Source organism: Arthrobacter sp. 'calajunan' (assembly GCF_046940185.1).
GTDB classification, from domain to species: Bacteria; Actinomycetota; Actinomycetes; order Actinomycetales; family Micrococcaceae; genus Glutamicibacter; species Glutamicibacter soli.
This window is the reverse complement of record NZ_JBKZDY010000003.1, coordinates 254,649-278,355: the sequence shown is the minus strand read 5'-3', so window position 1 is coordinate 278,355 and position 23,707 is coordinate 254,649. Positions and strand designations below refer to the sequence as shown.

At 65.4% G+C, this 23,707-nt stretch carries 25 protein-coding genes; 16 read left to right on the top strand and 9 right to left on the bottom strand.

What is annotated here, in order from left to right; genetic code table 11:
- Positions 1–58: 58 nt before the first annotated feature.
- Positions 59–442 carry a winged helix-turn-helix transcriptional regulator gene (locus RF641_RS06135; RefSeq protein ID WP_047120119.1) on the bottom strand — a complete coding sequence of 128 codons (384 nt, stop codon included), beginning with the start codon at positions 440–442 and terminating at the stop codon, positions 59–61.
- An 81-nt stretch (positions 443–523) separates the two neighbouring features.
- On the opposite strand from RF641_RS06135, the gene RF641_RS06130 reads away from it, so the two are divergent.
- The 7 genes from RF641_RS06130 to RF641_RS06100 all read left to right on the top strand — a co-directional run bounded on the left by RF641_RS06130 (position 524) and on the right by RF641_RS06100 (position 7,118).
- Positions 524–1,132 (top strand): NAD(P)-dependent oxidoreductase, encoded by a 609-nt coding sequence (locus RF641_RS06130; protein ID WP_047120120.1) that lies wholly within the window; start codon positions 524–526, stop codon positions 1,130–1,132.
- 148 nt (positions 1,133–1,280) lie between these two features.
- Entirely contained in the window at positions 1,281–2,942 is a 1,662-nt protein-coding gene (locus RF641_RS06125) for an ABC transporter substrate-binding protein (protein ID WP_113606999.1), read from the top strand.
- A 7-nt stretch (positions 2,943–2,949) separates the two neighbouring features.
- Complete coding sequence (locus tag RF641_RS06120; protein WP_424572786.1) at positions 2,950–3,882, top strand: ABC transporter permease; 933 nt, start codon at positions 2,950–2,952, stop codon at positions 3,880–3,882.
- A complete protein-coding gene (locus RF641_RS06115) occupies positions 3,879–4,676 on the top strand; it encodes an ABC transporter permease (protein ID WP_424572785.1) in 798 nt (265 codons plus the stop codon). The genes RF641_RS06120 and RF641_RS06115 overlap by 4 nt, the downstream gene beginning before the upstream one ends.
- The gene (locus RF641_RS06110; RefSeq protein ID WP_424572784.1) at positions 4,673–6,283 is read left to right on the top strand and encodes a dipeptide ABC transporter ATP-binding protein; all 1,611 of its coding nucleotides are present in this window, start codon (positions 4,673–4,675) and stop codon (positions 6,281–6,283) included. Before RF641_RS06115 ends, RF641_RS06110 begins: the two co-directional genes overlap by 4 nt.
- 105 nt (positions 6,284–6,388) lie before the next feature.
- Positions 6,389–6,694, top strand: a complete 306-nt coding sequence (locus tag RF641_RS06105; RefSeq protein WP_047120125.1) for a hypothetical protein — start codon at positions 6,389–6,391, stop codon at positions 6,692–6,694.
- Positions 6,648–7,118, top strand: coding sequence for a hypothetical protein (locus tag RF641_RS06100; RefSeq protein ID WP_424572783.1), 471 nt, complete (start codon positions 6,648–6,650; stop codon positions 7,116–7,118). Before RF641_RS06105 ends, RF641_RS06100 begins: the two co-directional genes overlap by 47 nt.
- Before the next feature lie 88 nt (positions 7,119–7,206).
- Here RF641_RS06100 and RF641_RS06095 read toward each other — a convergent pair whose 3' ends face one another.
- Entirely contained in the window at positions 7,207–8,895 is a 1,689-nt protein-coding gene (locus RF641_RS06095) for a long-chain-fatty-acid--CoA ligase (protein ID WP_424572782.1), read from the bottom strand.
- Positions 8,896–9,047: 152 nt separating this feature from the next.
- Here RF641_RS06095 and RF641_RS06090 point away from each other — a divergent pair, with 152 nt between their 5' ends.
- Positions 9,048–10,034, top strand: coding sequence for a DNA topoisomerase IB (locus RF641_RS06090; protein ID WP_424572781.1), 987 nt, complete (start codon positions 9,048–9,050; stop codon positions 10,032–10,034).
- A gap of 28 nt (positions 10,035–10,062) precedes the next feature.
- Here RF641_RS06090 and RF641_RS06085 read toward each other — a convergent pair whose 3' ends face one another.
- Positions 10,063–11,058, bottom strand: coding sequence for an Lrp/AsnC family transcriptional regulator (locus RF641_RS06085; protein ID WP_424572780.1), 996 nt, complete (start codon positions 11,056–11,058; stop codon positions 10,063–10,065).
- 111 nt (positions 11,059–11,169) lie between these two features.
- Between RF641_RS06085 and RF641_RS06080 the strand changes: the two genes are divergently transcribed.
- On the top strand, positions 11,170–12,639 hold the full coding sequence (locus RF641_RS06080; RefSeq protein ID WP_424572779.1) for an MFS transporter: 1,470 nt from the start codon (positions 11,170–11,172) through the stop codon (positions 12,637–12,639).
- 3 nt (positions 12,640–12,642) lie between these two features.
- Complete coding sequence (locus RF641_RS06075; RefSeq protein ID WP_424572778.1) at positions 12,643–13,845, top strand: M20 family metallopeptidase; 1,203 nt, start codon at positions 12,643–12,645, stop codon at positions 13,843–13,845.
- A gap of 143 nt (positions 13,846–13,988) precedes the next feature.
- On the opposite strand, the gene RF641_RS06070 is transcribed toward RF641_RS06075, so the two are convergent.
- From RF641_RS06070 to RF641_RS06055, 4 genes are all read right to left on the bottom strand, one after another.
- Positions 13,989–14,201 carry a hypothetical protein gene (locus tag RF641_RS06070; protein WP_424572777.1) on the bottom strand — a complete coding sequence of 71 codons (213 nt, stop codon included), beginning with the start codon at positions 14,199–14,201 and terminating at the stop codon, positions 13,989–13,991.
- A gap of 324 nt (positions 14,202–14,525) precedes the next feature.
- Positions 14,526–14,831, bottom strand: a complete 306-nt coding sequence (locus tag RF641_RS06065; RefSeq protein WP_424572776.1) for a nuclear transport factor 2 family protein — start codon at positions 14,829–14,831, stop codon at positions 14,526–14,528.
- Positions 14,832–14,966: 135 nt separating this feature from the next.
- Positions 14,967–15,347 carry a cupin domain-containing protein gene (locus tag RF641_RS06060; protein WP_047120132.1) on the bottom strand — a complete coding sequence of 127 codons (381 nt, stop codon included), beginning with the start codon at positions 15,345–15,347 and terminating at the stop codon, positions 14,967–14,969.
- Complete coding sequence (locus RF641_RS06055) at positions 15,344–15,616, bottom strand: hypothetical protein (protein ID WP_053798819.1); 273 nt, start codon at positions 15,614–15,616, stop codon at positions 15,344–15,346. Before RF641_RS06055 ends, RF641_RS06060 begins: the two co-directional genes overlap by 4 nt.
- A 73-nt stretch (positions 15,617–15,689) precedes the next feature.
- On the opposite strand from RF641_RS06055, the gene RF641_RS06050 reads away from it, so the two are divergent.
- The 3 genes from RF641_RS06050 (at position 15,690) to RF641_RS06040 (ending at position 18,769) form a co-directional block, all read left to right on the top strand.
- Positions 15,690–15,983 (top strand): hypothetical protein, encoded by a 294-nt coding sequence (locus tag RF641_RS06050; RefSeq protein WP_161447228.1) that lies wholly within the window; start codon positions 15,690–15,692, stop codon positions 15,981–15,983.
- A 676-nt stretch (positions 15,984–16,659) separates the two neighbouring features.
- The gene (locus RF641_RS06045) at positions 16,660–16,968 is read left to right on the top strand and encodes a hypothetical protein (protein WP_424572775.1); all 309 of its coding nucleotides are present in this window, start codon (positions 16,660–16,662) and stop codon (positions 16,966–16,968) included.
- Positions 16,969–17,044: 76 nt separating this feature from the next.
- Positions 17,045–18,769, top strand: a complete 1,725-nt coding sequence (locus RF641_RS06040; protein WP_424572774.1) for an NERD domain-containing protein — start codon at positions 17,045–17,047, stop codon at positions 18,767–18,769.
- A 32-nt stretch (positions 18,770–18,801) separates the two neighbouring features.
- Here RF641_RS06040 and RF641_RS06035 read toward each other — a convergent pair whose 3' ends face one another.
- A complete protein-coding gene (locus tag RF641_RS06035; RefSeq protein ID WP_047120138.1) occupies positions 18,802–19,902 on the bottom strand; it encodes an alanine racemase in 1,101 nt (366 codons plus the stop codon).
- 363 nt (positions 19,903–20,265) lie between these two features.
- Between RF641_RS06035 and RF641_RS06030 the strand changes: the two genes are divergently transcribed.
- Complete coding sequence (locus RF641_RS06030; protein ID WP_113607012.1) at positions 20,266–21,390, top strand: YkvI family membrane protein; 1,125 nt, start codon at positions 20,266–20,268, stop codon at positions 21,388–21,390.
- Positions 21,391–21,464: 74 nt separating this feature from the next.
- Here the strand turns inward: RF641_RS06030 and RF641_RS06025 are convergent, their stop codons facing one another.
- On the bottom strand, positions 21,465–22,253 hold the full coding sequence (locus tag RF641_RS06025) for an IclR family transcriptional regulator (protein ID WP_424572773.1): 789 nt from the start codon (positions 22,251–22,253) through the stop codon (positions 21,465–21,467).
- 132 nt (positions 22,254–22,385) lie between these two features.
- Between RF641_RS06025 and RF641_RS06020 the strand changes: the two genes are divergently transcribed.
- Both RF641_RS06020 and RF641_RS06015 read left to right on the top strand, forming a co-directional pair.
- Positions 22,386–22,835: a VOC family protein gene (locus tag RF641_RS06020; RefSeq protein ID WP_424572772.1), complete on the top strand. Its 450-nt coding sequence runs from the start codon at positions 22,386–22,388 to the stop codon at positions 22,833–22,835.
- A 166-nt stretch (positions 22,836–23,001) separates the two neighbouring features.
- Entirely contained in the window at positions 23,002–23,706 is a 705-nt protein-coding gene (locus RF641_RS06015; RefSeq protein ID WP_047120141.1) for a CoA transferase subunit A, read from the top strand.
- Position 23,707: the final 1 nt, after the last annotated feature.

Below are 23,707 nucleotides of genomic sequence, written 5' to 3'. Positions count from 1 at the left end.
AGAACCATAGTTTTACTTATGAAGTGGGCTGTGGGTCCGAAATTGCGGCGATCCTGGGCTACAGGGTGGCATCGTCCCGGGTGCGGTCGAACTCCTCGCGGGCGCGCAGGACGCTGGGCACATGTTCCTGCGACCAGAGCCGGATGGTCTCCATGGGACCCAGCAGGCTGCGGCCCAGGTCACTGAGTTCGTAGTCCACGCGCACCGGCACCTGGGCGGTGACGGTGCGCAGCAGCAGGCCGTCGCGCTCGAGGGTGCGCAGCGTGCTGGTCAGCACCTTGGGGGTCACCGAACCGATGCGTTGGCGTAACGCGGAGAAACGTTGCGGCCCTCCGGCGAGCGCGAGCAGCACCAGCGGAGTCCACTTGTCGCCCAGTCGCTGCATGATTTCACGCGAGGGGCAGCCCTGCACGAACACGTTGAAATCCCGGTCGCTTTCCATGGGGAAACCTAGTTTCGTTGTAGTAGCCAGTATCTAAAAGATACCATTGAGCTGAATTCACCAGCAACGAAAGGACTCTCCATGAAGATCGCAGTCTACGGAGCCACCGGCATGGTCGGCAGCCAGATCATCGCCGAGGCCGCCACCCGCGGCCACGAGCTCACCGCGGTCACCCGCTCGGGCAAGGAAGTTGACGGAGCCACCGCCGTGGCCGCCGACCTTGGCAACACCTCGACCTACCGCCAGCTGGGCAAGGAAAACGACGTCATCGTCATTGCCGTGCCGCCATCGCGCACCGGCGGGGACCACCAGGACTACCTGGACGCCTTCGAGGAAATCACCGAGACCCTGACCGACGCCCGGCTGATCGTGGTCGGCGGCGCCGGCGCGACCGAGGTCGACGGCGTGCGTCTGGTCGACACCGACGGCTTCCCGGAAGAGTACAAGGCCGAGGCCCTGACCTGCGCGGAGGTCTACGACATGTTCACCTCGGTCTCCGGCATCACCTGGACCGTGGCCGCCCCGGCACCGGTTATCGCCCCGGGCTCCCGCACCGGCAGCTACACCCTGGGCACCGATTCGCCGGCCGGCGACTTCGTCTCCACTCAGGACTTCGCCGTGGCGATCTTGGACGAGATCGAGACCCCGGCGCATGCTAACCGCCGCATGACCGTGGCCAGCGAAAAGTAGTTCGCGGCCGCGACCGCCTGCCGCCCCGGGGTGTGAACTGGATCGCATTGGCCGGTTCACCCGTCACCAGAAGTGTCGCCGATAGGCCCGGGTGGCTAGGGTGGTAGATGGTCATCTCCCATCCACTTAATGAGGTAAGTTTCAGCCCATGCAAAGAAACCAGCGCGCCCGCCGCCTGCTCTCCAGCGCCGCGGCCCTCGGCATCGCATCGATCGTCCTGGCCGGATGCTCCTCCACAGCGGGAACCGAGTCCACCCAGGACGCCACCCCGGTGGCCGGCGGCACCCTGGTCTACGCCTCCGGCGACGCGGAGCCAAGCTGCCTGGACCCTCACGTCGGCGGAAACTACCCGCAGGCCCTGGTGGCCAGCCAATACTTGGAGTCCCTGTTCACCAAGGACTCCGAAGGCAAGATCATCCCATGGCTGGCCGAATCCACCGAGGTCTCCGAGGACGGGCTGACCCGCACCATCACCCTGCGCGAGGGCATCAGCTTCACCGACGGCACCAAGCTGACCGCCGAGGCCATCAAGGCCAATATCGAGCACCTGCAGGACCCGGACACCGCCTCCTCCACCGGCTACCTGGCCGTGGGCAAGGTGGACCAGATCAAGGTCGTCGACGAGCGCACCGCCGAGCTGAAGCTCTCCGCCCCGGACAACGCGCTGCTCGAATCGCTGTCCATGCCGTGGACCGCCATCCAATCCCCCACCGCGCTGGAGCGCGACCAGGCCACCAACTGCGCCTCCCCGGTGGGCACCGGACCGTTCAAGGTCGAATCCTGGGAGCACCAGCAGGCCGTGAACCTGGTGCGCAACGAGGACTACGTGCCGCCGGTGGCCGATGCTTCCCGCACGCAGCCCACCGCCTACCTAGACGGCATCACCTGGCGCTTCATCCCCGAAGCCGCCACCCGCTACGCGGCGCTGGCCTCCGGCGAGGTCGACGTGATCGACAACGCCCAGCCTGACACCATCGCCACCGCCGCGCAGGGCGGCCCGCTGGGCCATCTGGACGCCCCGCGTCCGGGCGCCTCCAACCGCATCGAGCTGAACAGCTCCAAGGCCCCGTTCAACGATGCCAAGGTGCGCGAGGCGTTCATCCGCTCGGTGGACGTCAACGCCGGCATCACCTCGCTGTTCTTCGACACCGCCAAGCGCAGCTACTCGCTGCTCTCCAGCGTGGAACCACTGGGCATCTCCGATCAATCGCTATTCACCACGGATCCGGCCAAGGCCAACTCCCTGCTCGACGAGGCAGGCTGGACCGAGCGCGACTCGGCCGGCTACCGCTCCAAGGACGGCAAGCGCCTGTCAGTGGTCTTCCCGGTATCCACCAACCAGTCGGTCCCGGCCGAGCAGTCGCTCTTCGAGCAGTTCCAGGCTTCGGCGAAGGCCGTGGGCTTCGAAGTGAAGATTCAGCTGCTGGACCTGTCCAGCTGGTACGGCGCGCTGGCCGAGCACAACTACGACCTGGTCTCCGCCCCGTACACCAAGGTCGGCCCGTCCGTGCTGCGCATCCTCTACCACTCCGACTCCACCGTCCCGGCTCCCTCCGGCTACTTCGCCAACAACGCCCAGGTCAAGAACCCTGCACTGGACAAGCTGCTGACCGACGCCGAGCAGACCAACGACGAGGCGCAGCGCGCGGACCTCTACGCCCAGGCGCAGAAGATGGTGCTGGAAGGCTACTACGTGCTGCCGCTGTACGACCAGCAGAACCACTTCCTGTACGGTGCGCAGGTCAAGAACATGGGAGCCACCACTTCGGTGTCATCCCCGGTCTACACCGACGTGTTCCTGGCCGAGTAGCACGCGAATGGGAACACTCGGCTGGGCCGTCCGGAAGATCGGCGGGGCGCTGGTGGTGCTGTGGCTGGTGGCCACCGCCATCTTCATCGGCATCCGCCTGATCCCCGGCGACCCGGCCGAAGCCATCATGGGCGGGCCCGGCTCCCAGGCCTCGGCCGAGGCGCTGGCCGCCGCCCGCGCCGAGTTCGGCCTGGACCAACCGGTGCCCGTGCAGTACCTGATGTTCCTGGGCAAGCTGGCCCAGCTGGACTTCGGCACCTCCTACGCACTCAAGCGCCCGGTGCTCGACGTGATGGCCGAGGTGCTGCCCAAGACCATCACCCTGGCCCTGCTGGCGCTGGCAGCCGCCTGGCTGCTGGCGCTGCTCTTCGCCGCGCTGGCCATGCGGGCCAACCGCTTCGGCGCCTGGCTTGGCAGCATGGTGGAGATCGTAGCAGCCGCCGTCCCGCACTTCTGGCTCGGCGCGGTGCTGATCATGGTTTTCTCCTCCGCCCTGAGCTGGCTGCCTGCAGTGGACAACGGCACCAGCGCCGGACTGGTGCTGCCGGTGCTGACCCTGGCGCTGCCGCTAGCCGGATTCCTCACCCAGCTGATGCGCGACTCCCTGGCCACTGCGATGTCCAGCCAGTTCGCGCTGGCGGCCCGGGCCCGCGGCGAAAGCCGGCTGGCGGTCTTCTGGCGCCACGGTCTGCGCCATGCCTCGCTGCCGGCGCTGAACCTGACAGGATGGGCGTTTTCCTCCCTGCTGTCCGGCGCGGTGGTGGTCGAGGTGATCTTCGCCCGCCCCGGGCTGGGACGCTCGCTGCTCTCCGCGGTGCTGGCCCGCGACATCCCCATGGTCACCGGCCTGGCGCTGTTCTCCGCGCTGGTCTACATCCTGGTCATGGCACTCACCGAAGCAGTGGAGCGCGCCATCGACCCGGCGGGAGCCGCCTCATGAGCCGGCCGTCAAAGATCCTCGCCTGGCTGTTCATCGCGTTCTGGGCGCTGACCGCCTTGGCCCCGCAGCTGATCGCTCCGGGCGACCCGCTGGCCATCAACCCGGCGCAGGCATTCCAGGCTCCGGGCTCCGAGCACGTGTTCGGCACCGACGAATCCGGGCGGGACATCTACACCCGCGTCATCCACGGCGCCGGAGACTCGCTGTTCATCGGTCTGGCCGCCACCGCCGTGGGTATGGGTCTGGCCATCGTGCTGGGCACCCTGGCCGCCATGGCGCCGCGCTGGCTGGACGGCATCATCCTGCGGGTGCTCGAAGCACTGTACTCCATCCCCTCGCTGCTGCTGGCGCTGCTGATCATCGCGTTCACCGGCCCCGGCGTGGGACCTGCCATCATTGCGGTGGGCTTGTCCACCGCACCGGGCTACGCGCGGCTGGTGCGCAGCCAGATCCGTACGCTGAAGAATTCCGAAATGCTCGAAGCTGCCACCGTGCTGGGCCGCGGCACCTGGCTGAAGATCCGCAACCACCTGGTGCCCAACGCACTCAAGCCGCTGCTCGCCCTGGTCACCCTGGGTATCGGCCAGGCCGTCATCTGGGCCGCGGCGTTGTCCTTCCTGGGGCTGGGAACTCCCCCGCCGGCACCCGAATGGGGCGCGATGCTCTCGGCGGGGCGCACCTACCTGCACCTGGCGTGGTGGATGAGCTTGTTCCCGGGTCTGGCCATCGTGGTAGTGGCCGCCGGCGCCACCCTGATCGGCCGAGCCCTGGGCGGAAAGGCCAGAACCATATGAGCACCCGTGATTCCGCACCGCTGATCACCGTATCCAACCTCTCGGTCAGCTTCGGCGCCGACGGTGCGGTGCAGGACGTCTCCTTCACCCTGTCCGCGGGACGCGCCCTGGCGCTGGTCGGCGAGTCCGGGTCGGGCAAGTCAGTGACCGCGCGCAGCCTGCTGGGGCTGTCCGGCGGAACCGTCACCGCCAAGACGCTGCGGATCTGCGGCCACGACGGCCTGGCGCTGCGCGACCGGGAATGGCAGGGCATTCGCGGCAACGCGGTGTCCATGATCCTGCAGGACGCGCTGACGGCGCTGGACCCGTTGCGCCCGGTGGGCCGGGAAATCGGCGACGCGTTGAAGGTCCACGGCTCGAACTCCCGCGCCGAGCGGTCCGCCAGGGTCATCGAGATCTTAGAGCGGGTGCATATGCCGGATCCCGAACTGCGCGCGCGGCAGCGTTCCACCGAACTGTCCGGCGGCATGCGCCAACGCGCGCTGATCGCCCAGGCGCTGATCGGCAACCCGCAGGTGGTCATTGCCGATGAGGCGACCACCGCGCTGGATTCGAAACTGGCCGCCCTGGTGCTGGAGCAGCTGCGCGAGCTGAAGGAACAGGGCCGCGCGGTGCTGATGATCAGCCACGACCTGGCCCAGGTCGCTCACCTTGCCGATGAGATCGCGGTGATGCGCCGCGGGAAGATCGTGGAGCACGGGCCCGCCGCCCGGGTGCTGGAAGATCCGCAGCACGAGTACACGCGCACGCTGCTGCGGGCGGTTCCCTCTGGAATCCCGCGCTTTGTCCCGCTCTCCGCTTCCTCGGCTCACGCCGCGCCCGCGGCCGCTGCCGTCAATGCCGAGGACCCGACGCTGGCGTTGCGCGCGCACAATCTGGGTAAGTCCTTCGGCAGCCACCAGGCCGTGGACTCGGTGTCCTTCGAGCTGCCCCGCGGCACCACGCTGGGCATCGTGGGAGAATCCGGGTCCGGGAAAACCACCACCGCACGCATCGTGCTGGGACTGCAAAAACCCGACTCCGGGCAGGTCCAGCTGCTGGGCCGGGACTTCGCCCCGGGCAAGGAATCCGAGCGCCGGGAGCTGCGCCGTGCCATGGGCGCGATCTACCAGAACCCGCTGGGCTCCTTCGACCCCCGCTACACGGCAGGCCAGCTGCTTACCGATGCCCTGAGCGAGGGCAAGTCCAAGCGCGCGGACGGCGGATACCGCGATGGGGTGGAGCAGCTGCTGGAGCAGGTGGAACTTGATCCCGCGCTAGCCTCGCGCAACCCGCGCGAGTTGTCCGGCGGCCAGCGCCAGCGCCTGGCCATCGCCCGGGCGTTGGCTCCCAAACCCGCGGTGCTGGTGCTCGACGAGCCGGTATCCGCCCTGGACGTGTCGATCCAGGCGACGGTGCTTGACCTGCTGGACCGCATCCAGCAGGAAACGGGAACCAGCTACCTGTTCATTTCGCACGACCTGTCGGTCATCGAGCACATGAGCGACCGGGTCGCGGTGATGACCCGGGGGCGGATCGTGGAGCAGGCAGATACCGCGCAGATCTTCGGGGACCCTCAGCATGAGTACACCAAGTCACTGCTCTCGGCAATGCCGCGGCTTCGCTAGCGGGTTTCCGGCCGCCCACTTGCGCGGCGGCATGTGGAGCTAGCCATAGGAGAGACGTGAGTTCTAGCTGCTTGGCTTCGGCCAATCAGGAAAGGAGATCGAACGATGAACGATTCAATCGCAATCAAATTCTGCGTCACGGCCCTGCGCACAGATCAGGAACAGCTGGACGTCGCAAGACGCCTGATCGATTTGGTGCAGCGTTCCGACCTGGATGACCATGTGGGAGTCTGGATGCAGGGCACCGCGCCACAGCTTAGCGTGCATGCCCATTCCGAGCCCGGATACACCCCCGAAATCCACCGAGACTGGATTGACGACATCGAAGAACAGCTCAGCGAGCTGACAAGGAGCCATATTCCACATGCTGAATTCGTTGCGCACATTGCTCCGGAAAGCCTCATCTGCTGAATACCCTTCCCCCACAGCTCGGATCGAAACAACCATGCACACCTCCACCAGCGCTGATGGAACGACGATCTATCGAGGGTTGGACATCAGTTCTTCCTCGTACCGCTGGGACAGCATCACCGCCGAGCACTTGGGCTATTGGATCAATCGATTGCCCCACCTGCGAACCCCGTTCCTGACCATTGCCAAGCCCCGGCCGGGAGTGGAGCACCCGGAATTCGTGCAAACCTACTGGGAGTCCGGTCAGGAATTCACCTTCGAGTGGTGGAACTACTCCCGACCCGGCCTGCATCGCGTGTGCACCGTAATATCGGCACAACGGCTGGTCCAGCTGATCCACAGCTGGCTGGATGGCGATGACAGCCAGCTGGAGAGCGAGCAGTGGGCCGAAGAATACTTCAAGGTCAAGATCCGTAAGCGCTGAGCTGCCAAACCAGCCTGCGGCTGCTGGAGGGATAGCGCAGCAGGACCGCAGGGTTGCTGCTCTTGGCTATCCCCTCGATGGGCCTGCCTCAGATGGAATCGACCAGACCGTCCTTGACCTGCTTGCGCAGGATCTTGCCCAGCATCGAGCGTGGCATCTCGTCGATGGCGAGGATGCGCTTGGGAACCTTGTAGGCGGCCAGCAGCTCGCGGCAGTGCTCGCGCAGCGCGTCCTCGTCCAGGGCCGCGCCCTCTTCCAGCTGGACGGCGGCAACCACCATCTCGCCACCGCGGGCCAGCGGCTTTCCGAAGGCGGCGGCGTCGGCGACGTCCGCATGCTGGCGCAGCGCGATTTCAACCTCGGTCGGCGACACGTTGAAACCGCCGGTGATGATCAGTTCCTTGGCGCGGTCCACCATTGTGGCGAAGCCCGCCTCGTCCACCGCGACCACGTCGCCGGTGTGCAGCCAGCCGTCCGCCGTCAGGGTTTTCGCGGTTTCCTCCGGGTTGTTCCAGTAGCCCCGGAAGACCTGCGGCCCCTTGATCAGCAGCTCGCCAGGCTCGCCCTGCGCCACTTCGCGGCTCGGGTCGTCCACGTCGACAACCTTCATCAAGGTGGAAGGGAACGGCACCCCGATGGTGCCGGCATGGCGGCTTGGATGGAACGGGTTGCCCATGGCCACCGGCGAGGACTCGGTCATTCCGTAGCCCTCGACCAGCAGGCCCCCGGACATCGATTCCCACAGCTCCACCACGTGGTCCGGGAGGTTCATCGCGCCGGAAATGCAGTACTTGGCGCTGGCCAAGGACATGCCGCGCTCCTTGGCGGCCAGAGCGGTGCGCTCGTAGATCGGCGGCACCGCGCAGTACACGCTGGCCGGGGACTTCTTCCACGCGTCCAGGATCATGTCCGGGTCGAACTTCGGGAAGAGCACCAGCAGGCCCTGCTTCTTGATGCCGAAGGTCAGGTACAGGGTCATCCCGAAGGCATGGAACATCGGCAGGATCGCATAGAGGATTTCCTTGCGCTCCTGCGCCCCGTGCATCCAGGCTTCGCCCTGCAGGGCGTTGGAGTACAGGTTGAAGTGGGTGAGCATGGCGCCCTTGGGACGCCCGGTGGTGCCCGAGGTGTACTGGATGACCGCGAGGTCCTGGACCTGCGGGTACGGATGCGCCGAATCCAGCGGCGAGGCCTTGAGCAGCTCCTTGAAGGCGAGGGTGCCGCGGGTGCGGGTGGTCAGCGAGTTCCTGGTGTCGCGCAACTTCTTCACCGGAAGGTGCAGCGCCAGGCGCTTGACGGCAGGGAAGGCCTCCAGCAGGTTCACCGCGACGATCGCGTCGATCTGGATGTCCTTCGGGAATTCCTGGACATGCTCGACCACCTTGTCCCAGGCGATGACCACGCGCGCCTGGTGGTCCTCGAACTGGTGGCGCAGTTCGCGCGAGGTGTACAGCGGGTTGTGCTCGACCACCACGGCGCCCAGGCGGAGCACCGCATAGAACGCGATGACGTGCTGCGGGCAGTTGGGCAGGATCAGCGCCACCCGGTCTCCGGCGCGCACGCCGAGATTCCGCAGCCCTTCGGCGGCCCGCTGGACCTGCTCTCCGAGTTCCTTGTAGCTCATCCGCCGGCCGAAGAACTCGGTGGCCGGGCTGGACCCGGCTTCGAGCACCGAGCGTTCGAACATGTGGCTCAGCGATTCGGTGGGCAGCTTGATTTCGGCGGGAACGCCGGGCTGGTAGTTGGCGGTCCAGGCAGGTGCGGATGAATTCTCCATGCTCCCATCATGCCTTGTCCCGCATCCGCCGGAAACTCCGGCAGCGGACGCAGTCCCGTCCCGCCTTGGAATTCGCCGAGCCGGGTACCGCCGGCATCCGTGATTTTCCTAGGGTAGTGCCAAGTGCAGGAACAACATTGAGGACGGGGCGCATGGCACGCAAGGATCGGCTCCCGATCATCCGCAAGGGTGCAGGCCGCGGATTCTACTACGAGTTGGACTCGCAGAGGATTACGGACCAGCAGGAGCTGGACCGCATCAAGGGATTGGCCATTCCACCGGCGTGGAAGCAGGTGCGGATTGCACGCAGCACGCGGGCCAAGGTGCAGGCCGTCGGTGTGGATGCGGCAGGACGCACCCAGTCGATCTACAACCCGGTGTTCAGGGCTCGTCAAGACGAAGCGAAATTCGCCCGGATGCTGGAGTTCGGTACCGCCCTGCCGCAACTGCGCGCCCAAGTGCGCAAGGACCTCCGTCGGCGTTCGGCCAATGAGCAGAAGGTTGCGGCGGCGGTCATCGCGCTCATCGACGAGCATCTGCTGCGGGTCGGAACGCCGGCCCGCTCCGGTGCAGGCGTCTCCTTCGGAGCTACGACCCTGCGCCGCAAGCACGTCAAGCCGGCCCGCGCATCCTTGAAGCTGGAGTTCACCGGAAAATCGGGGCAGCCCCAGTCCATTCGCGTGAGCGCTCCCAAGTTGATGCGCATCCTCGAGGAGTTGAAGAACATGCCAGGCCACGAGCTCTTCCGATTTCTCGATGAGAACAACCATGCGCACCGCATGGATGCCGATCGGGTGAACAGCTACCTGCGCCAGGCCATGGACGGGCCTTTCACGGCCAAGGACTTCAGGACCTGGGGCGGCACGACCTGCGCACTGCAGGCGCTGCTCGAGGTCCCGGGCGCCGACGCCCAGGCACCGGAGCAGCTGGCCAAGCACGCGGTGGAAACAGCGGCCGCGAAGCTCGGCAATACGCCGACGATCGCCCGGGAATCCTATATCGACCCAAGGGTCCTGCTGTTGTGCGAGGAACCCGAGCGGCTGGACCGGCTGCGCCGTTCGTACCGGCAGCTGAAGACCCGACATCACCTGGATCCTGCCGAACGCTGCCTGCTGCGGGTGCTGCGCACGGAGCCCTGAGCGATCTGCAGCTGCCCGAGGTCCCGCGCTAAAGACGACTGCGCCCCATCGAGCGGCCCTGGTCGTCGAGAATCTGGCCCATCTGCTTGACGGTGCGCAGCACCACCGACCGGTCGCTGATGGCCAAACCGGACAGGCGGATTTCCAGGGCCTGCTCCAGCCGCTGCACTTCGCCCAGGTCCTTGAGCCAGACGTCCATGATCACATCGTGCGGCCCCACGGTGTGGGACACCAGACGGACCTCGGGGAGGTTTTCCAGCCTGCCGGCGATGCCCTCCAGCTTGGTGGCCGGGACGCGCATGAAATGCCAGGCGCTGACCGGCCATCCCGAGCGTGACCTGGCCAAATCCGTGCGTTGGATAAGCGATCCGCTGCGTTGCATCAAGGCCAGCAGCTCACGGATATGCCGCGGGTTCTGGTCCAGTTCGGAGGCGATCCTGGTGGCGCTGGCTCGGCCGTCCCGATTCAGCAGGGCCAGCATTGCCCGTTCGAGCTCCGGGTTGCGGGTCGCGGAACGGCTGGTGGCAGGCAGCGGAAGGCCCGCAATGCGCGCGCTTTCGTGGGCGTCCAGTGCGCGCACCCGCCATGATCTTCCGTCGATGAGGGTGCGGGCGATGGGGTGGCTGCGCACCGAGGCCACGGAGGGTACCTTGGGCAGCTCGTCGAGCAGGTACTTTCCCAGCGCGTGCGAATCACGCGCCGCGACGGTTGCCACGATGTCGCGACCGCCGGCGGTCAGGTCGACCGCGATGGCTTCCGGGGATTCGGCCAGCGCGAGCGCGACCCGGGTGTTGGCTCCGGAGTGGCAGTTGATCTCCACCAGCGCCGCCGCTTCCCAGGCGTTCCAGTCGAAGGTGGTGATCCAGGCGAGGCCATGGTCGGCCAGCTGCTGCCAGCGCCGGTTCAGCGTCGCGGCATCCGCGCCGAGGATCGGGGCAAGCTGGGTCCACGGGGCTCGCGGGCGGATTTGCAGGGCGTTAATAATCCGCAGATCGAGGGCATCAACCGAATAATCCTGCAACATGACTCCTAAATAGTCTACTTTCAAGCATAGTGCTTAGAAACTCGGCAGGTATTTATAGCTTTATCTCGGCTCGAACAACTCGCTGCCTTCATTGAAGTATCGGATCATCAGATGTCATCAACAACTCGCACCACCAGGAAGGTGGCCGGCGGAGCCGTCGGCTTCCTGATCGTCATGGAATTCGGTTCCGGCCTGCTGCAAGGCTGGTTCCCTCCCCTGCTCTCCCGTATCGGCTCGGATTTCGGTGTGGAAGCCGCGGCCCTGAACTGGGTCATGGTCATCTACTTGCTGATGACTGTTGCGTTCGTGCCCATCATCGGCAAGCTCGGGGATCTGTACGGGCACAAGAAGATGCTGCTGATCACGGTCTGCCTGGTCGCGGCCGGTTCATTGCTGGTGGCTTTTGCTCCGAGCTTCACCTGGCTGTTGGTTGGCCGCGCGCTGCAGGCCCCGCTGGGCGCCTTCCTCCCGCTGGAATTCGCGATTGTGCGCAGCCGCGACGAGGAGTCGGCCGGGCGCAGCATCGGCAAGCTCGTGGGCGCTTTGACCCTGGGCGGCGCGCTGGGCGCCATGTTCTCCGGCGTACTGCTGTCCGCTTTTGACGACTTGACCCTGGTGCTGCTGGCGCCGGCGCTGTTCCTGGTGTTGTGCATCCCGGTGGTGGCCTGGCTGGTTCCCGAGTCCAGCACCCGCACGGCCGGAACGATCGACTGGGCCGGCGCCGTGCTGCTGACCGCGGGCCTGCTGTCCGCCCTGTTGGGCATTTCCAACGCCGCGACCTGGGGCTGGGATTCGGCCGCCACGTGGGGCACCATTATCGGCGGCCTGGTCTTGCTGGTGCTCTGGGTGCGCGTGGAAGGCCGCGTGGCCTACCCGCTGATCGACCTGAAGGTGCTCACCGGCACCGGCATCGGCCTGCCGATTGTCGCCGCGGCGTTCTTCGGCGCCCAGATGTTCGGTTCGCAGACCGCCGGGTCGCTGTTCATCATGACCGACCCGAACACCTACGGTTTCGGCCTGGGGCTGGGCAGCTCGGCCATCGGCCTGCTGTTCCTGGTGCTGGCGCTGATGACGTTCATCGGCACCACCCAAGCCGACCGCATCGGCTCGAAGATCGGTGCGCGTGCCGCGATCATCGCCGGCTCGGTGCTCTCCGCATTGTCCTTCGGCGGCATGATCCTGATGGCGGACAACGCCACGGCCTTCATGGTGTCCATGGCCATCGGCGCCTTCGGCAACGGCCTGATCCTCGGCCTGCTGCCGGCCATCGTGGTGCGCAAGTCCCCGGCTGATTCGGTGGCTATCGCCTCCGCGCTGTACAACACGACCCGCACCGCCTCCGGCTCGGTCTCCGGCGCCGTGTTCGCCCTGGTGATGTCCTCGGCACTGGTGACCGTCACGGTGGACGGCGCCTCGAGCACGGTGTCGGCCGACAGCACCTACGTGGCCGTCTGGATCATCTGCGCCGTGCTGTCCCTGGGAGTGGCCCTGCTGGCCCTGCGCTTCCGCGACACCCCCACGCCCGCTGGCGCCCCGGCGGAGTCGACCCCCGTAGCGGCCGCAGCGGCCGAAGGAGAATAACCCATGGAACTGGCCCCCGCTTCATCCACCGCACAGCGCCTGCAGCAGGCCGTGGCAACACACAGCCAAACTCTGCTGGGCCTGTCCGCGGCCCTGCATGCCGACCCGGAAATCGCGTTCAACGAACACCGCTCCGTGGCCCGCGTCGCTGCCCCGCTGGAACAGGCTGGCTTCAATGTGCAGCTCGGCGGCTTCGATCTGGAGACCAGCCTGCGCGCTGAATTCGGCAGCGGTTCGCTGACGGTGGGCATCTGCGCGGAATACGATGCGCTGCCTGGCATCGGGCACGCCTGCGGGCACAACATCATCGCCTCCGGCGCCGTCGGAGCCGCGCTGGCGCTGGCGCGCGTGGCCGAGGAGCTGGACCTGCGTGTGGTGCTGCTGGGCACCCCGGCCGAGGAAGACGGCGGCGGCAAGGAACTGATGCTGCGCGCCGGGGCCTTCGACGACGTGGACTTCGCCATCATGGTGCACCCGACCCCGGGCATGGACATCGACTGCACCGGCACCTCCTCGCAGGGCTGCGACCGCTTCAAGGTGCACTTCACCGGCGCCGCCTCCCATGCAGCGGCCGCCCCCTCGCACGGGGTTAACGCTTCCAATGCCGCGACCATCGCCCAGGTGGCCATCGGCCTGCTGCGCCAGCAGCTGCCCGACGGCATCCGAATCAACGCGGTGGTGTTGCCCACTCGGGCGGTCACCAACGTGATCCAGGCGCAGGCCAGCCTGGAGATCGAGGTCCGCGCCCACGACGCCGCGCTGCAGCAGGAGGTCAAGGACAAGGTGCTGCGCGCCTGCCGCGGCGCGGCGCTGGCCAGCGGCTGCGAGATGGACTGGGAGCAGTCCTGCCCCGCCTACCTTCCGGTGCTACAGGACGAGCGCATCCTTTCCCTCTGGAACAACTCCCTTCGTGCCACCGGCAGGAACCTGCTGCAGCTTCCGGCAGGCAGCACCGGCGGAGGCTCCACCGACATGGGCAACGTGTCCCAGTACCTGCCGGCAATCCACCCGGTGATTGCCGTGCTGGACGCGGTCGGCATGCCGCACACCGCCGCGTTCGCCGCGGAGACCTGCTCGGCGGGCGCCGACCAGGCGGTGCTTGACGCGGCCTTCGCGCTAGCAGGCACGGCAGCGAACGTCGCTGCCGATACCGAGCTGCGCCAAGCGCTGCTCCAGGAACGTCGGGAGCGCAAGCCCCGCGCCTGAGCTTCCCCGCATGTGCCCCACCATCGTAGACCCCCAACTGCCGTGGTGGGGCACTTTTTGGTCGCCCCACCCTCGGCATGTTTCAGCAACAACTCAACAGGATTGACAATATCGCTGTCCTGGAAGTCGATGGGAGCCTAGCCTCAGGCAGAAAGGACTTGATTCTCCGCTTTTCCCAGCGAATTCGACTGCACCATCTGACCGCAGCCATGGCCGTCGAGCCCTTCCGCATCAAGGAACTGTCTCCTGTTGAACTGCTGGATGCCGTGGTGCAGCGCACCGTCGAGGTCGAGCCGACCATCAATCTGGGCGGATACCCGTGCGGCGGCAAACGCCCTGCGCAATTCCGGTGTCATGCCCGAAGAAGTGTCCACCCGCGTGCAGATCGGGGGACGCACCTAGAATAAGTCATGGTCTTCGCCCTGGGCCTCGCACTGGAAGCCGAGCTTGATTTGTGGACCCAACCTTCATGGTGGCCGCAGGTGGTGGCGGCTAACGCCTAGAGCACCTCATGAGTCTGACCGGGCTGTTGTCTCCTCCGACGGCCCGGGCATCTCATTGTCCGCAGTAGTCCGCAGCGAATGAAGTGCGCGTCCTACTCCTGCACAGCATTTCAAGAGCCATTTGTAGTCGTTCTCCTCAAGGTTGATCACGAACGCACGGCGCTCGCAGATCAGCCCCTAGCGCATGACGAAGACCTCTCCCATGGCCATGCGCAACTGCTCTCCAGTGGCTCGGTGGGTTTCACCGTGGATCTCCGCCATGGCTGTGTCGTCCTCCTCGGCCATGCGCACGATGCGCAGCAGCGGATATCCGGTGAAGTCCTCGTTCTCTATGGCGGCATCATCGGCTTGTTTGCCGGTGAGGCGGAAATGCCCGAAGACGGTCCAGACGATGTCCTCGGCCAGACAGGCCAGGATCTGGGTATGGTCGTTCTTGTTGAATCCGTCGATGTATTTTTGGACCGTTTCCTTGTTCACTGACATTTTCCCGCTCCTCAACGCCGGCAGGGATTTCAGGCTAGATCCGTCGGCCGCGTTTGGGAATGCCGAAAAAGCAGCAGGCGGTGAAATGAACAAAATTTTTGTTCATTTCACCGCCTGCTGCGGGTCTGGCGGAGGTTACTTCGCCAGGTACATCTTGCGCAGCGGTGCCTCAAGCACCCAGGTGGTGTTCATGCCCTCGCGCAGGTGGCAGATGCTGCCCGGAACCAGGTTCACGGTCTGCTCCTCGAAGCCATTGACCGGATGGATCGTGACGCTCGCGGTGCCCGACAGCACAATGAACAATTCCTCGGCCTCAACATCGCTCATCGTGCCGGCGCTCATCTCCCACAGGCCGAACTCGGCGCCGAAGATCTCGCCCAGCGATTCGGCGGCGGTGGTCGGGTCCCCGGCCAGCGACTGCTCCGCAGGCACCGGCTCGTGGGCCAGTTCAACGGACAGTGCGTCGACGCTGCGGGTGTTCGCCCCGATCTCGAAGACGGTGGTGTTTTCGCTCATGAATCAAATCCCATTCCAATAGCATCCATGGTTCGCAGGAGCAGTCCCCGCTTGCCTTCGCGGCGATCAGCGCGCGCCATGGCCGAAGTCATCATCTTAACCCCTAGCCAAGCCGCCGGTTCCGGAGGGAACGGCAGCGGCTTCTTCTTGGCCATTTCCAGGACGGTCAACTCGGGCAGCTTGTGCAGCATATCCCAGCCGATGGCCTCGCGCTGCTTTTCGGTCAGGGCGTGGCCGGCGCAAGGGTGATCCTCGAGAGCGCCAAGCATCTTGCCTCAGCATCCCCCTGACCGGGAGCATTCTGTCACTCCTAGTCACTGTCGGCCAGCGTACGCTTTGGAGATGAGTAACCAAATACCCTGCGAGGACCAAAGGCTCCTCCGGATCTTTTGCGATTACGGTGCCGAATGGCCGCTGTGGGAATGCGGCATGCAGGTCCCGGAGGACTACGGCCTGTCCGACACCCTCTGCGCCCGGCTTTCGCAGTGGAATACCCAATTCCAGGAGCACATGCATTGGGATCACGGCTGGCGCATGGGATTCGACGTTCGGCGGTGGACACAGACCGGCCATCGACTGGCCAAAGACGTTCAACGCGAAGTCGGGCCCTCTATCACCGTCCGCTACTGGCAGTGACCCGCAATCCGACTCGCATCGAAAGCAGCAGCCTGCCGGATTCGTGCGGATCCGGAGGCTGTTGCTAATCCATTTCCTATCGGTGCCCGATGCTGCTTGGCGACGACTACCACGGCAGCCAGGGAATGTGCGCGTAGGTGGTTTTCTGCACTTCTACTGCCCTAATGAAACGCTCCCAGAATCCATCGCGCCCAGCGGCTTGTTGACGATGCCATCTAATTCAGAGACCGACCGGTTGCCGTAGTTCGAGAGGTTATCGGTGCGCAGGATCGAGAACGTCCCATCGGGTTCCCACTCGACACGTACCAGCTGGTGTAGAACAGATTGCTTCCCTTGCGGGCACCCGGGTCGGAGATCAGCGCGGGTAAAGCGCCCCGGGGGTGGCGGTGTTGGTCTTGGTCTTCAGCCCTATTTATTCGGCCGCCGCTGCAGGTGCCTGAGATCACCGCGAATTCGGTTCCCATCGGCGCGGTGGTGACGGCGATTTCCTCGCGCTTCATGCTCTGCTCTTCGATAAGTTTGGTCATCGCTTCCAAGGCGTACGGGTAGGCCGGCAGGTTCGCGGAGGCGTCTCTGCAGGTGGTCTCGCCGTCCGGCCCCACGCCGACTCGATGGTGAATGAATCGTTTGGCTTGCCATAGCCCGGACAGCCGCCAGCACCACACCGTCGCGATCAATGGCCATCAGCAGCGACTTGTCCGAGGAATGCAGCCCATCGCTTGCGTTGGCCGGAACCACCCAACCGTCATCGACCTCGCCTAGCTTCATAGCGTTGCTGCGGGCCACGGGGACGGGCATGGCGGCCGCTGTGGTCGCAGGCTGGGGCAAGCCGGTCGCGGCGTTCCTGATCATCATCCTCTTCGTCACCGGCGCGCCGATCCTGGCGGTGCTTATCGGGGTCGGGATCGGCTGGGTGGCCATCACGCTGCTGCCGCTGCCGGAACCCGAAGCGGACCCGGAGCCCGCCGCGGCGACATCTGAATGACAAATCTCCACTGATCTGCCTAAACTTCCCGTAGGACGGCCGTCTTCGCGCCGCAGAACATCACACGGGGGAATCAATGGCACGGTGTTATCCGCAGGATCCGGAGTTCACGGACAAGGGCGGAGCGGAGAAGGCGGTGTTCGAGGCGCTGCGCGACGCGCTGCCCGAGGATGCCCTGCTCTTCCACTCGGTGCAGCTGCGCGATGGCAGCGCCGAGCACGAGATCGACCTGCTGGTGCTCTGGCCCGAGGTGGGCATCGCCGCCATCGAGGTCAAGGGCGGCCTGGTCTCCAGCTCGGAGGGCTGCTGGTACCAGTCGGATGCCAAGGGAAAACACCGGCTCAAGCAGAGCCCCATGGCGCAGGTGCAAAGCTCCGCCCACGCCTTGAAGGAGGTGCTCTACCCGCTGATGGGCACCCGCGTCACCAGCCGCATGGCGCACATCGTAGTCCTGCCCTACACCCCGTGGCCTGCTGACTACACCTCGGTGGGATTCCCCCGCGAGCTGATCATCGACCGCGGCCAGATGCCGCAGATCGCCCAGCACGTGCGCAGCGCCATCGAGAACCAGGGCGGAGGCCTGGCCGGGCTGACCCTGGACTTCGCCGAACGCATGGTCAAGCACCTGACCTCCTCCACCGGCCCGCTGGGCGGGGACCAGGCCGAAGTCGACTACGCCCAGGCGCTGGGCAACGAGCAGGTCCAGGAGACCCTGACCGCCCGCCAACAGATCCTGCTCTCGGCCACCCGCTCGCTGCCGCGGGTGCGCTTCATCGGCGGCGCCGGCAGCGGCAAGACCTGGATGGCCCTGGCCAAGGCGCGCGAGCTGTCCAAGCAGGGGCTGCGGGTTGGCCTGTTCTGCTACAACAAGGGCTTGGGCCACTACCTGAAATCCGAGGTCGGCACTTGGCGGCAGAACAAACCGGTGCACACCGGCGAATTCCATGAATACGCGCGCAGCCTGGGGGTGCCCGACGGCAGCGGACAGGAATACTTCGACGTGGCCATGCCCGCGATGCTGCGCGAGATCGGCCCGGGGCTGGACGCCGGGCTGAAGCTGGATGCGGTGATCGTGGACGAAGCCCAGGACTTCGCCCCGGACTGGTGGGAGGCGTTGCTTTCCTGCACTGTGGATCCCACCGGCGGCCGGGTCTACGCCTTCATGGACAGCCGGCAGGATGTCTACCGCCGCTGGGACGGCGAGGCAGTGGGCGAAAGCTTCGGCCCGGCCGCCGCGCTGGTTCCCATCCATGTCGACGACAACCTGCGCAACACGCGCAGCATCGCGCAGACCTTCAAGGGATTCATCGACCAGGCCAGCAAGCTGCGCGGCGGCGACGGGATCCCGGTGCGCTTCGTGGCAAGCAGCACCGAGGACAGCATCGACACCGCCTCGGACTGCGTGGACGCGCTGCTTGACGAGGGCTGGGCGAACAACCAGATCGCGCTGCTGACCACGAACAAACGCCACCCCGTCCACCAGGGGCATTTCGAGGACGGCACCGTGGACAGCGAGTACTGGCCCGAGTTCCACCGCCGCGACGGCGAGTTCTACGGGCACGTGCTCGGCTTCAAGGGCCTGGAGCGCAGCGTGGTGATCCTGTGCGTGAACGGCTTCAAGGACATGGGCCGCGCCGCGGAGATGCTCTACGTCGGCTTCTCCCGCGCCCGCAGCCTGCTGGTGGTGGTCGGCGACCCCGACCTGCTCGACGAGGCCTGCGGCCACGAGCTGCCGCAGGCGCTGTCCAAGGCGCAGCTGTGGGACCCGCACGCCACCCAGCAGCTGGAGCCGGCGCCCTGAGCCGCTGTCCTTAAGAAGTCAGCCTTGGGCCCTTAGTAGTTCAGCCCGCGCGCGTTGACGTCCCAGCGCTCGACGGCGCCATCCGGGTGGATCGCCAGCACGGAGTCCACCAGGTTCACCGCCACGCAGACGTGGTTCGGGATGATGCGCAGCTGCTCGCCGTAGCCGGGCAGTTCCCGTTCCTCGGGCCAGTCGATGGTTGCATGGTGTTCGGACAGCGCGGTGATCGAGGCTTCGGGGCATTCCATGACCCGGCCGTAGCCGCTGGCCCAGGCCGGGCGGTCCGAGCCGAGAACCTTGCTGCCGGCGTCCACCACGATGCGCCGCGGGATGTCTGCGGAGCCCTCGTGGCGGCTGATGACGGTGGAGGCCACGCTCAGCGCGATGTCGTTCCATCCGGTGCGCCCCAGCTCGAACTGCTGGGCGTCGCCGAAGACGTAGACCCCGGGGCGGACCTCGGTCAGCACCGAGTTGTCGCTCAGTTCTGCGGTGGGAGTGGAGCCTCCGCTGATCCGCTTGACCTGGTGCCCGGCCTTGCGCAGCAGGCAGGCTGCCTCGGCGAGCGCCTTGTGCTCCTGGTTGACTGCCTCGTCGATGGCGTTCGGGGCGTAGCTGTGGCCGGGGAAGGTGAACACGCCATGCACGCGCAGTCCGGCGTCGCGGGCGGCGTCGGCGATCTCCACGGCCTGAGCCGGGGCGACGCCGCTGCGGTGGTGGCCGCTGTCGATCTCGATCATGAGCTTGACCTTGGGCGCCTTCTCCCCCAGCATTTTCGCCATCTGCTGCACGGCGGCGACCGAGTCGGTGCCGATGCTCAGCTTGGCCCGCTTCATCAGTTCAAGGATGCGCTCGGCCTGGGATTCGTTGATCCACAGGGGGTAAGCGATGAACAGCTTCGGCACCCCGTGCAAGGCGAAGTTCAGCGCCTCGCCGACGGTGGCGACGGTCAGGCCCGCGGCCCCCGCGGTGAGCTGGCGGTCGGCGACCTCCAGCATCTTGTGGGTCTTGGCGTGGGGGCGCAGCTTCAGCCCCTGGCTGGATACCCGCTGGGCCACCCGGGCGATATTCCGCTCCAGTTTTTCCACGTCCACCAAGATCTCAGGCGTGTTGATGCCTGACGGAATATTGCCCACAAATACCTTCCAGAGCTCGAGCCGACGTCTTCGCCGCGAACACGTCCGGAGCACAGACTACCGCAGGAAGTCACAAGTCTGTTCCACAAATGCAGCCGGAAGATCACACAGGCAGCCAGACAGTCCAGTGTTCCACCTACGCGGGGCATGAAGCTCACTCTCCCGCGCTAATATTCAGCCCGTCAGATCCCGTCCGGCAACTCATGACTGCGATCAGTACGCCTATGCGGCTAGAAATGTACCGTCAACTTGTTGACTAGATCACATCGATGAGCCTAACGTGATTTGCATTACTGATATATCAATAGTGCATTAACTATCAATCAGTCCTAGAAAACTGATATGCAAAGGAGTCGCGGCAAGATGACAGACAAAACTGCCACCAGGGCACACTTGGCCACCGGCGAGAAAACCAGTGTCCTACGGGTACTGACCTACGCGGGAGCCATCCTCGCATTTTTGATCGGATCGGGCTTCGCGACGGGTCAAGAAATCATCCAATATTTCAGTTCCTACGGCTTCTGGGGCGTCTTCGGCACCGGCGCGCTGGTGCTGGTGCTGATGACATACGTTGCAGTTGAGTTCTTTGTCGTGGGCAACGCGAAGAAATTCGACAAACCATCACACATCTTCCACTACTACTGCGGGCGCTACCTCGGTACTTTCTTCGACTTCTTCTCCATCCTCTTCGTTTTCCTCAGCTTTACCGTCATGGTGGCTGGAGCCGGCGCAGTGTTCGAGGAACATTTCGGGATCTCCAAGTACATCGGCGGACTCGCTCTGGCACTGGCAGTAGGAATCAGCGTCTGGTTCGGGCTCAAGAGCTTGGTCGACGTCATTGGCAAGATCGGTCCGCTGATCGTGGTCATCGCCATCACCCTGGGCATCGTCGGAATCGTCAACAATCCCGGCGGCATCGCTTCCGGCAACGCCATTGCCGATTCCCTTGACCTGACCCGAGCGTCAAGCAACTGGTTTATGGCCGGACTGTCCTATGTCGGATTCTGCATGCTCTGGCTCGCAGCCTTCCTCACCGCGCTGGGCAAGACCGCGCGCAGCAAGAAGGAGGCAGCTTCCGGCGGAGCACTGGGTGCTGCCGCATTCTCCATTGCGTGCGTCATCATTGCGCTGGGTCTGCTGGCCAACATCGAACGCTTGACGGGAGCCGAAATTCCCATGCTGGTTTTGGCCAATGACATCGCCCCGTGGGTTGCCTCCGGCATTTCGGTAATCATCCTTGCCGGCATCTACACCACAGCGGTACCGCTGCTGTGGACGGTATCTTCGCGCTTTTTCCCCGATAAGACCCCAGGCTTCAAGTACCTGACCATCGGCCTGGCCGCACTGGGCACTTTCATTGGCCTGCTGATTCCGTTCTCCCAGATGGTCAACGTGGTCTATGTGATCAACGGGTATGTGGGTGTGATCCTGCTGGTCCTGATGCTGGTGAAAACGGTCACCCGCATCGCACGCCGCGAAGTGCTCTAACCAGTTATCACAGCCAAGAAGCATCGCCGGGGTCAGCTGGCTTCCAACCGGCCCCGGCGATGCCGCCTGTCCGGCTACCGGGTGATCGCTCCGGGGCTGCGGCGCAACTGCGTCGACAGTTCATGCGCGTGGTGCAGCAGCAGCTGCCCCAGCTCCTTGCGGCGGGCCTCCTCGAATCGGCTCTGGATGCCGGTCAGGCTCAGCGCCCAGGCTGGCTGGCCCGTGGCGTCGAAGACCGCCGCTCCCATGCCCCAGCTGCCCTCGACGATCAGCCCCGGGTTCACCGAATATCCCAGCGTCCTGGTTTCGGCGACCTTGGCTCGCAGCGCCTCGGCCGAATGGGCCTGCCCGTATTCGGGCACCAGGTCGTGGGACTGCAGGTAGTTCTCCACCGTGGATTCGGCCAGGAACGCGAGGATCGCGATCCCTGCCGAGGCAACACCCAGCGGGAAGCGCCGCCCCTCGTAGAGGACGAAGGAGCGGATGGGAAAAGCTCCGTCCTGGCGCAGCAGGCAGACCGTCTCATCCCCGCGCCGGGCGGAGAGGAACGCGCTCTCGCCGGTCGCTTCCGCGAGCGCCGCGACATGCACCCGGGCCAGTTCGCTGATGTCGTAGCGTTCGGCGGCCACCGCACCCATCAGATAGAGCTCCGGGCCCAGCAGCCAATGTCCGGTGGCGTTGTCGTGGTCGCAGAAGCCTTCGGCCACCAATGCGGTCAGCAGCCGGTGCACGGTGGGTCTCGGCAGCCCCGCCTGCCGCGCGACCTCCGTGGTCGTGATGCCCTGGGGCATGGAGGTGCTCACGGTGCGCAATACGGCTGCCAGGCGTCCGACAACCTGCGCCCCGGAAGGTGTTGTACTCATGCCCACATTATGGACGATTGGCGTCCACGGCCGGAACTTGTGACGGTGCACCAGCATCTGGATGGCAGCCGCCAGTCCGGCGTCCTCGCAGCGCGTCTCTGCCATACTGCTGGCATTGATTCGACACCGGAGATGACCATGCAGCTAACCATCGACTGCGCGCACCCGCAGCACATGGTGGAGTTCTGGGCCGAGGCGCTGGGCTACGTGCCGGAACCTCCGCCCGCCGGCCACGCCAGCTGGCGCGCATACTGGCAGGACATGGGAGTGCCCGACGACGAACTGCCTCCCGGCTCAGGCGACCTCCCCGAATCCATCATCGACCCCACGGGCCGCGGGCCTCGCATCTGGTTCCAGCAGGTTCCCGAATCGAAAACCATGAAGAACCGTTGGCACTTCGACCTGAAAGTCGGCGGAGGACGGGGTGTTCCGCTGGAGACCCGCGTCGAGCGTGTGGGCGCCATGGCCGATCGCCTGGCCGCCCGCGGAGCTGTCGTCCTCGGCATCCACGACGAGCCGTCCATGGGCCATTACGCGATCGCCATGCAGGATCCGGAGGGCAACGAATTCGACGTGGTTTAATCCGTGGCAACATTCGTCCATATTATGGACGCAGTGTCCACGATTCCCCATCATCTGAGCAATACCGCTCCAATGCGGCACCGCCTATTGAATGCCTACCTGCGACTACGTAGGTTTGGAGGTAATCAGAACTGCACTCCACATCGTGGACGGCATGGAGGAATCGATGACAACGAAGTATCGCGACGACGCGGCGGCCGCACTGGCCGAAGTCGTCAAGGACGGCATGACCATCGCCGTGGGAGGCTTTGGCCTGAGCGGGAATCCCACCCGGCTCATCAAGGCGCTGCGGGACTCGGGCGCGACGAACCTGACCATCGTCTCCAACAACATGGGAGTCGACGGCAAGGGCCTTGGCCTTTTGCTGGAGAACAAGCAGGTCTCCAAGGTCCTCGCCTCCTACGTCGGGGAGAACAAGCTCTTCGCCCAGCAGTTCCTCGACGGGGATCTGGAGGTCGAATTCTGCCCCCAGGGCACACTGGCCGAACGACTGCGCGCCGGCGGCGTGGGCATCCCGGCCTTCTTCACCCCCACCGGCGTCGGCACCCCGGTGGCCGAGGGCAAGGAAGTCATGGAGTTCAACGGCAAGCCGGCCATCCTTGAACGCGGCATCTTCGCTGACATCGCCTTAGTCAAGGCCTACGAGGCGGATGCCGAAGGCAACCTGCGCTACCGCATGACCTCCAAGAACTTCAATCCGCTGGCGGCCATGTCCGGCCGCCACACCTTCGCCGAAGCCGAGCATATCCGCGAAGACTTCCTCGACCCGTCGCTGGTGGAAACCCCGGGCATCTTCGTGCAGACGCTCGTCCAAGCCGACAGCACCAAGGACATCGAACAGCGCACCGTGCGCAGCAGGCAGGAGGGCTAGC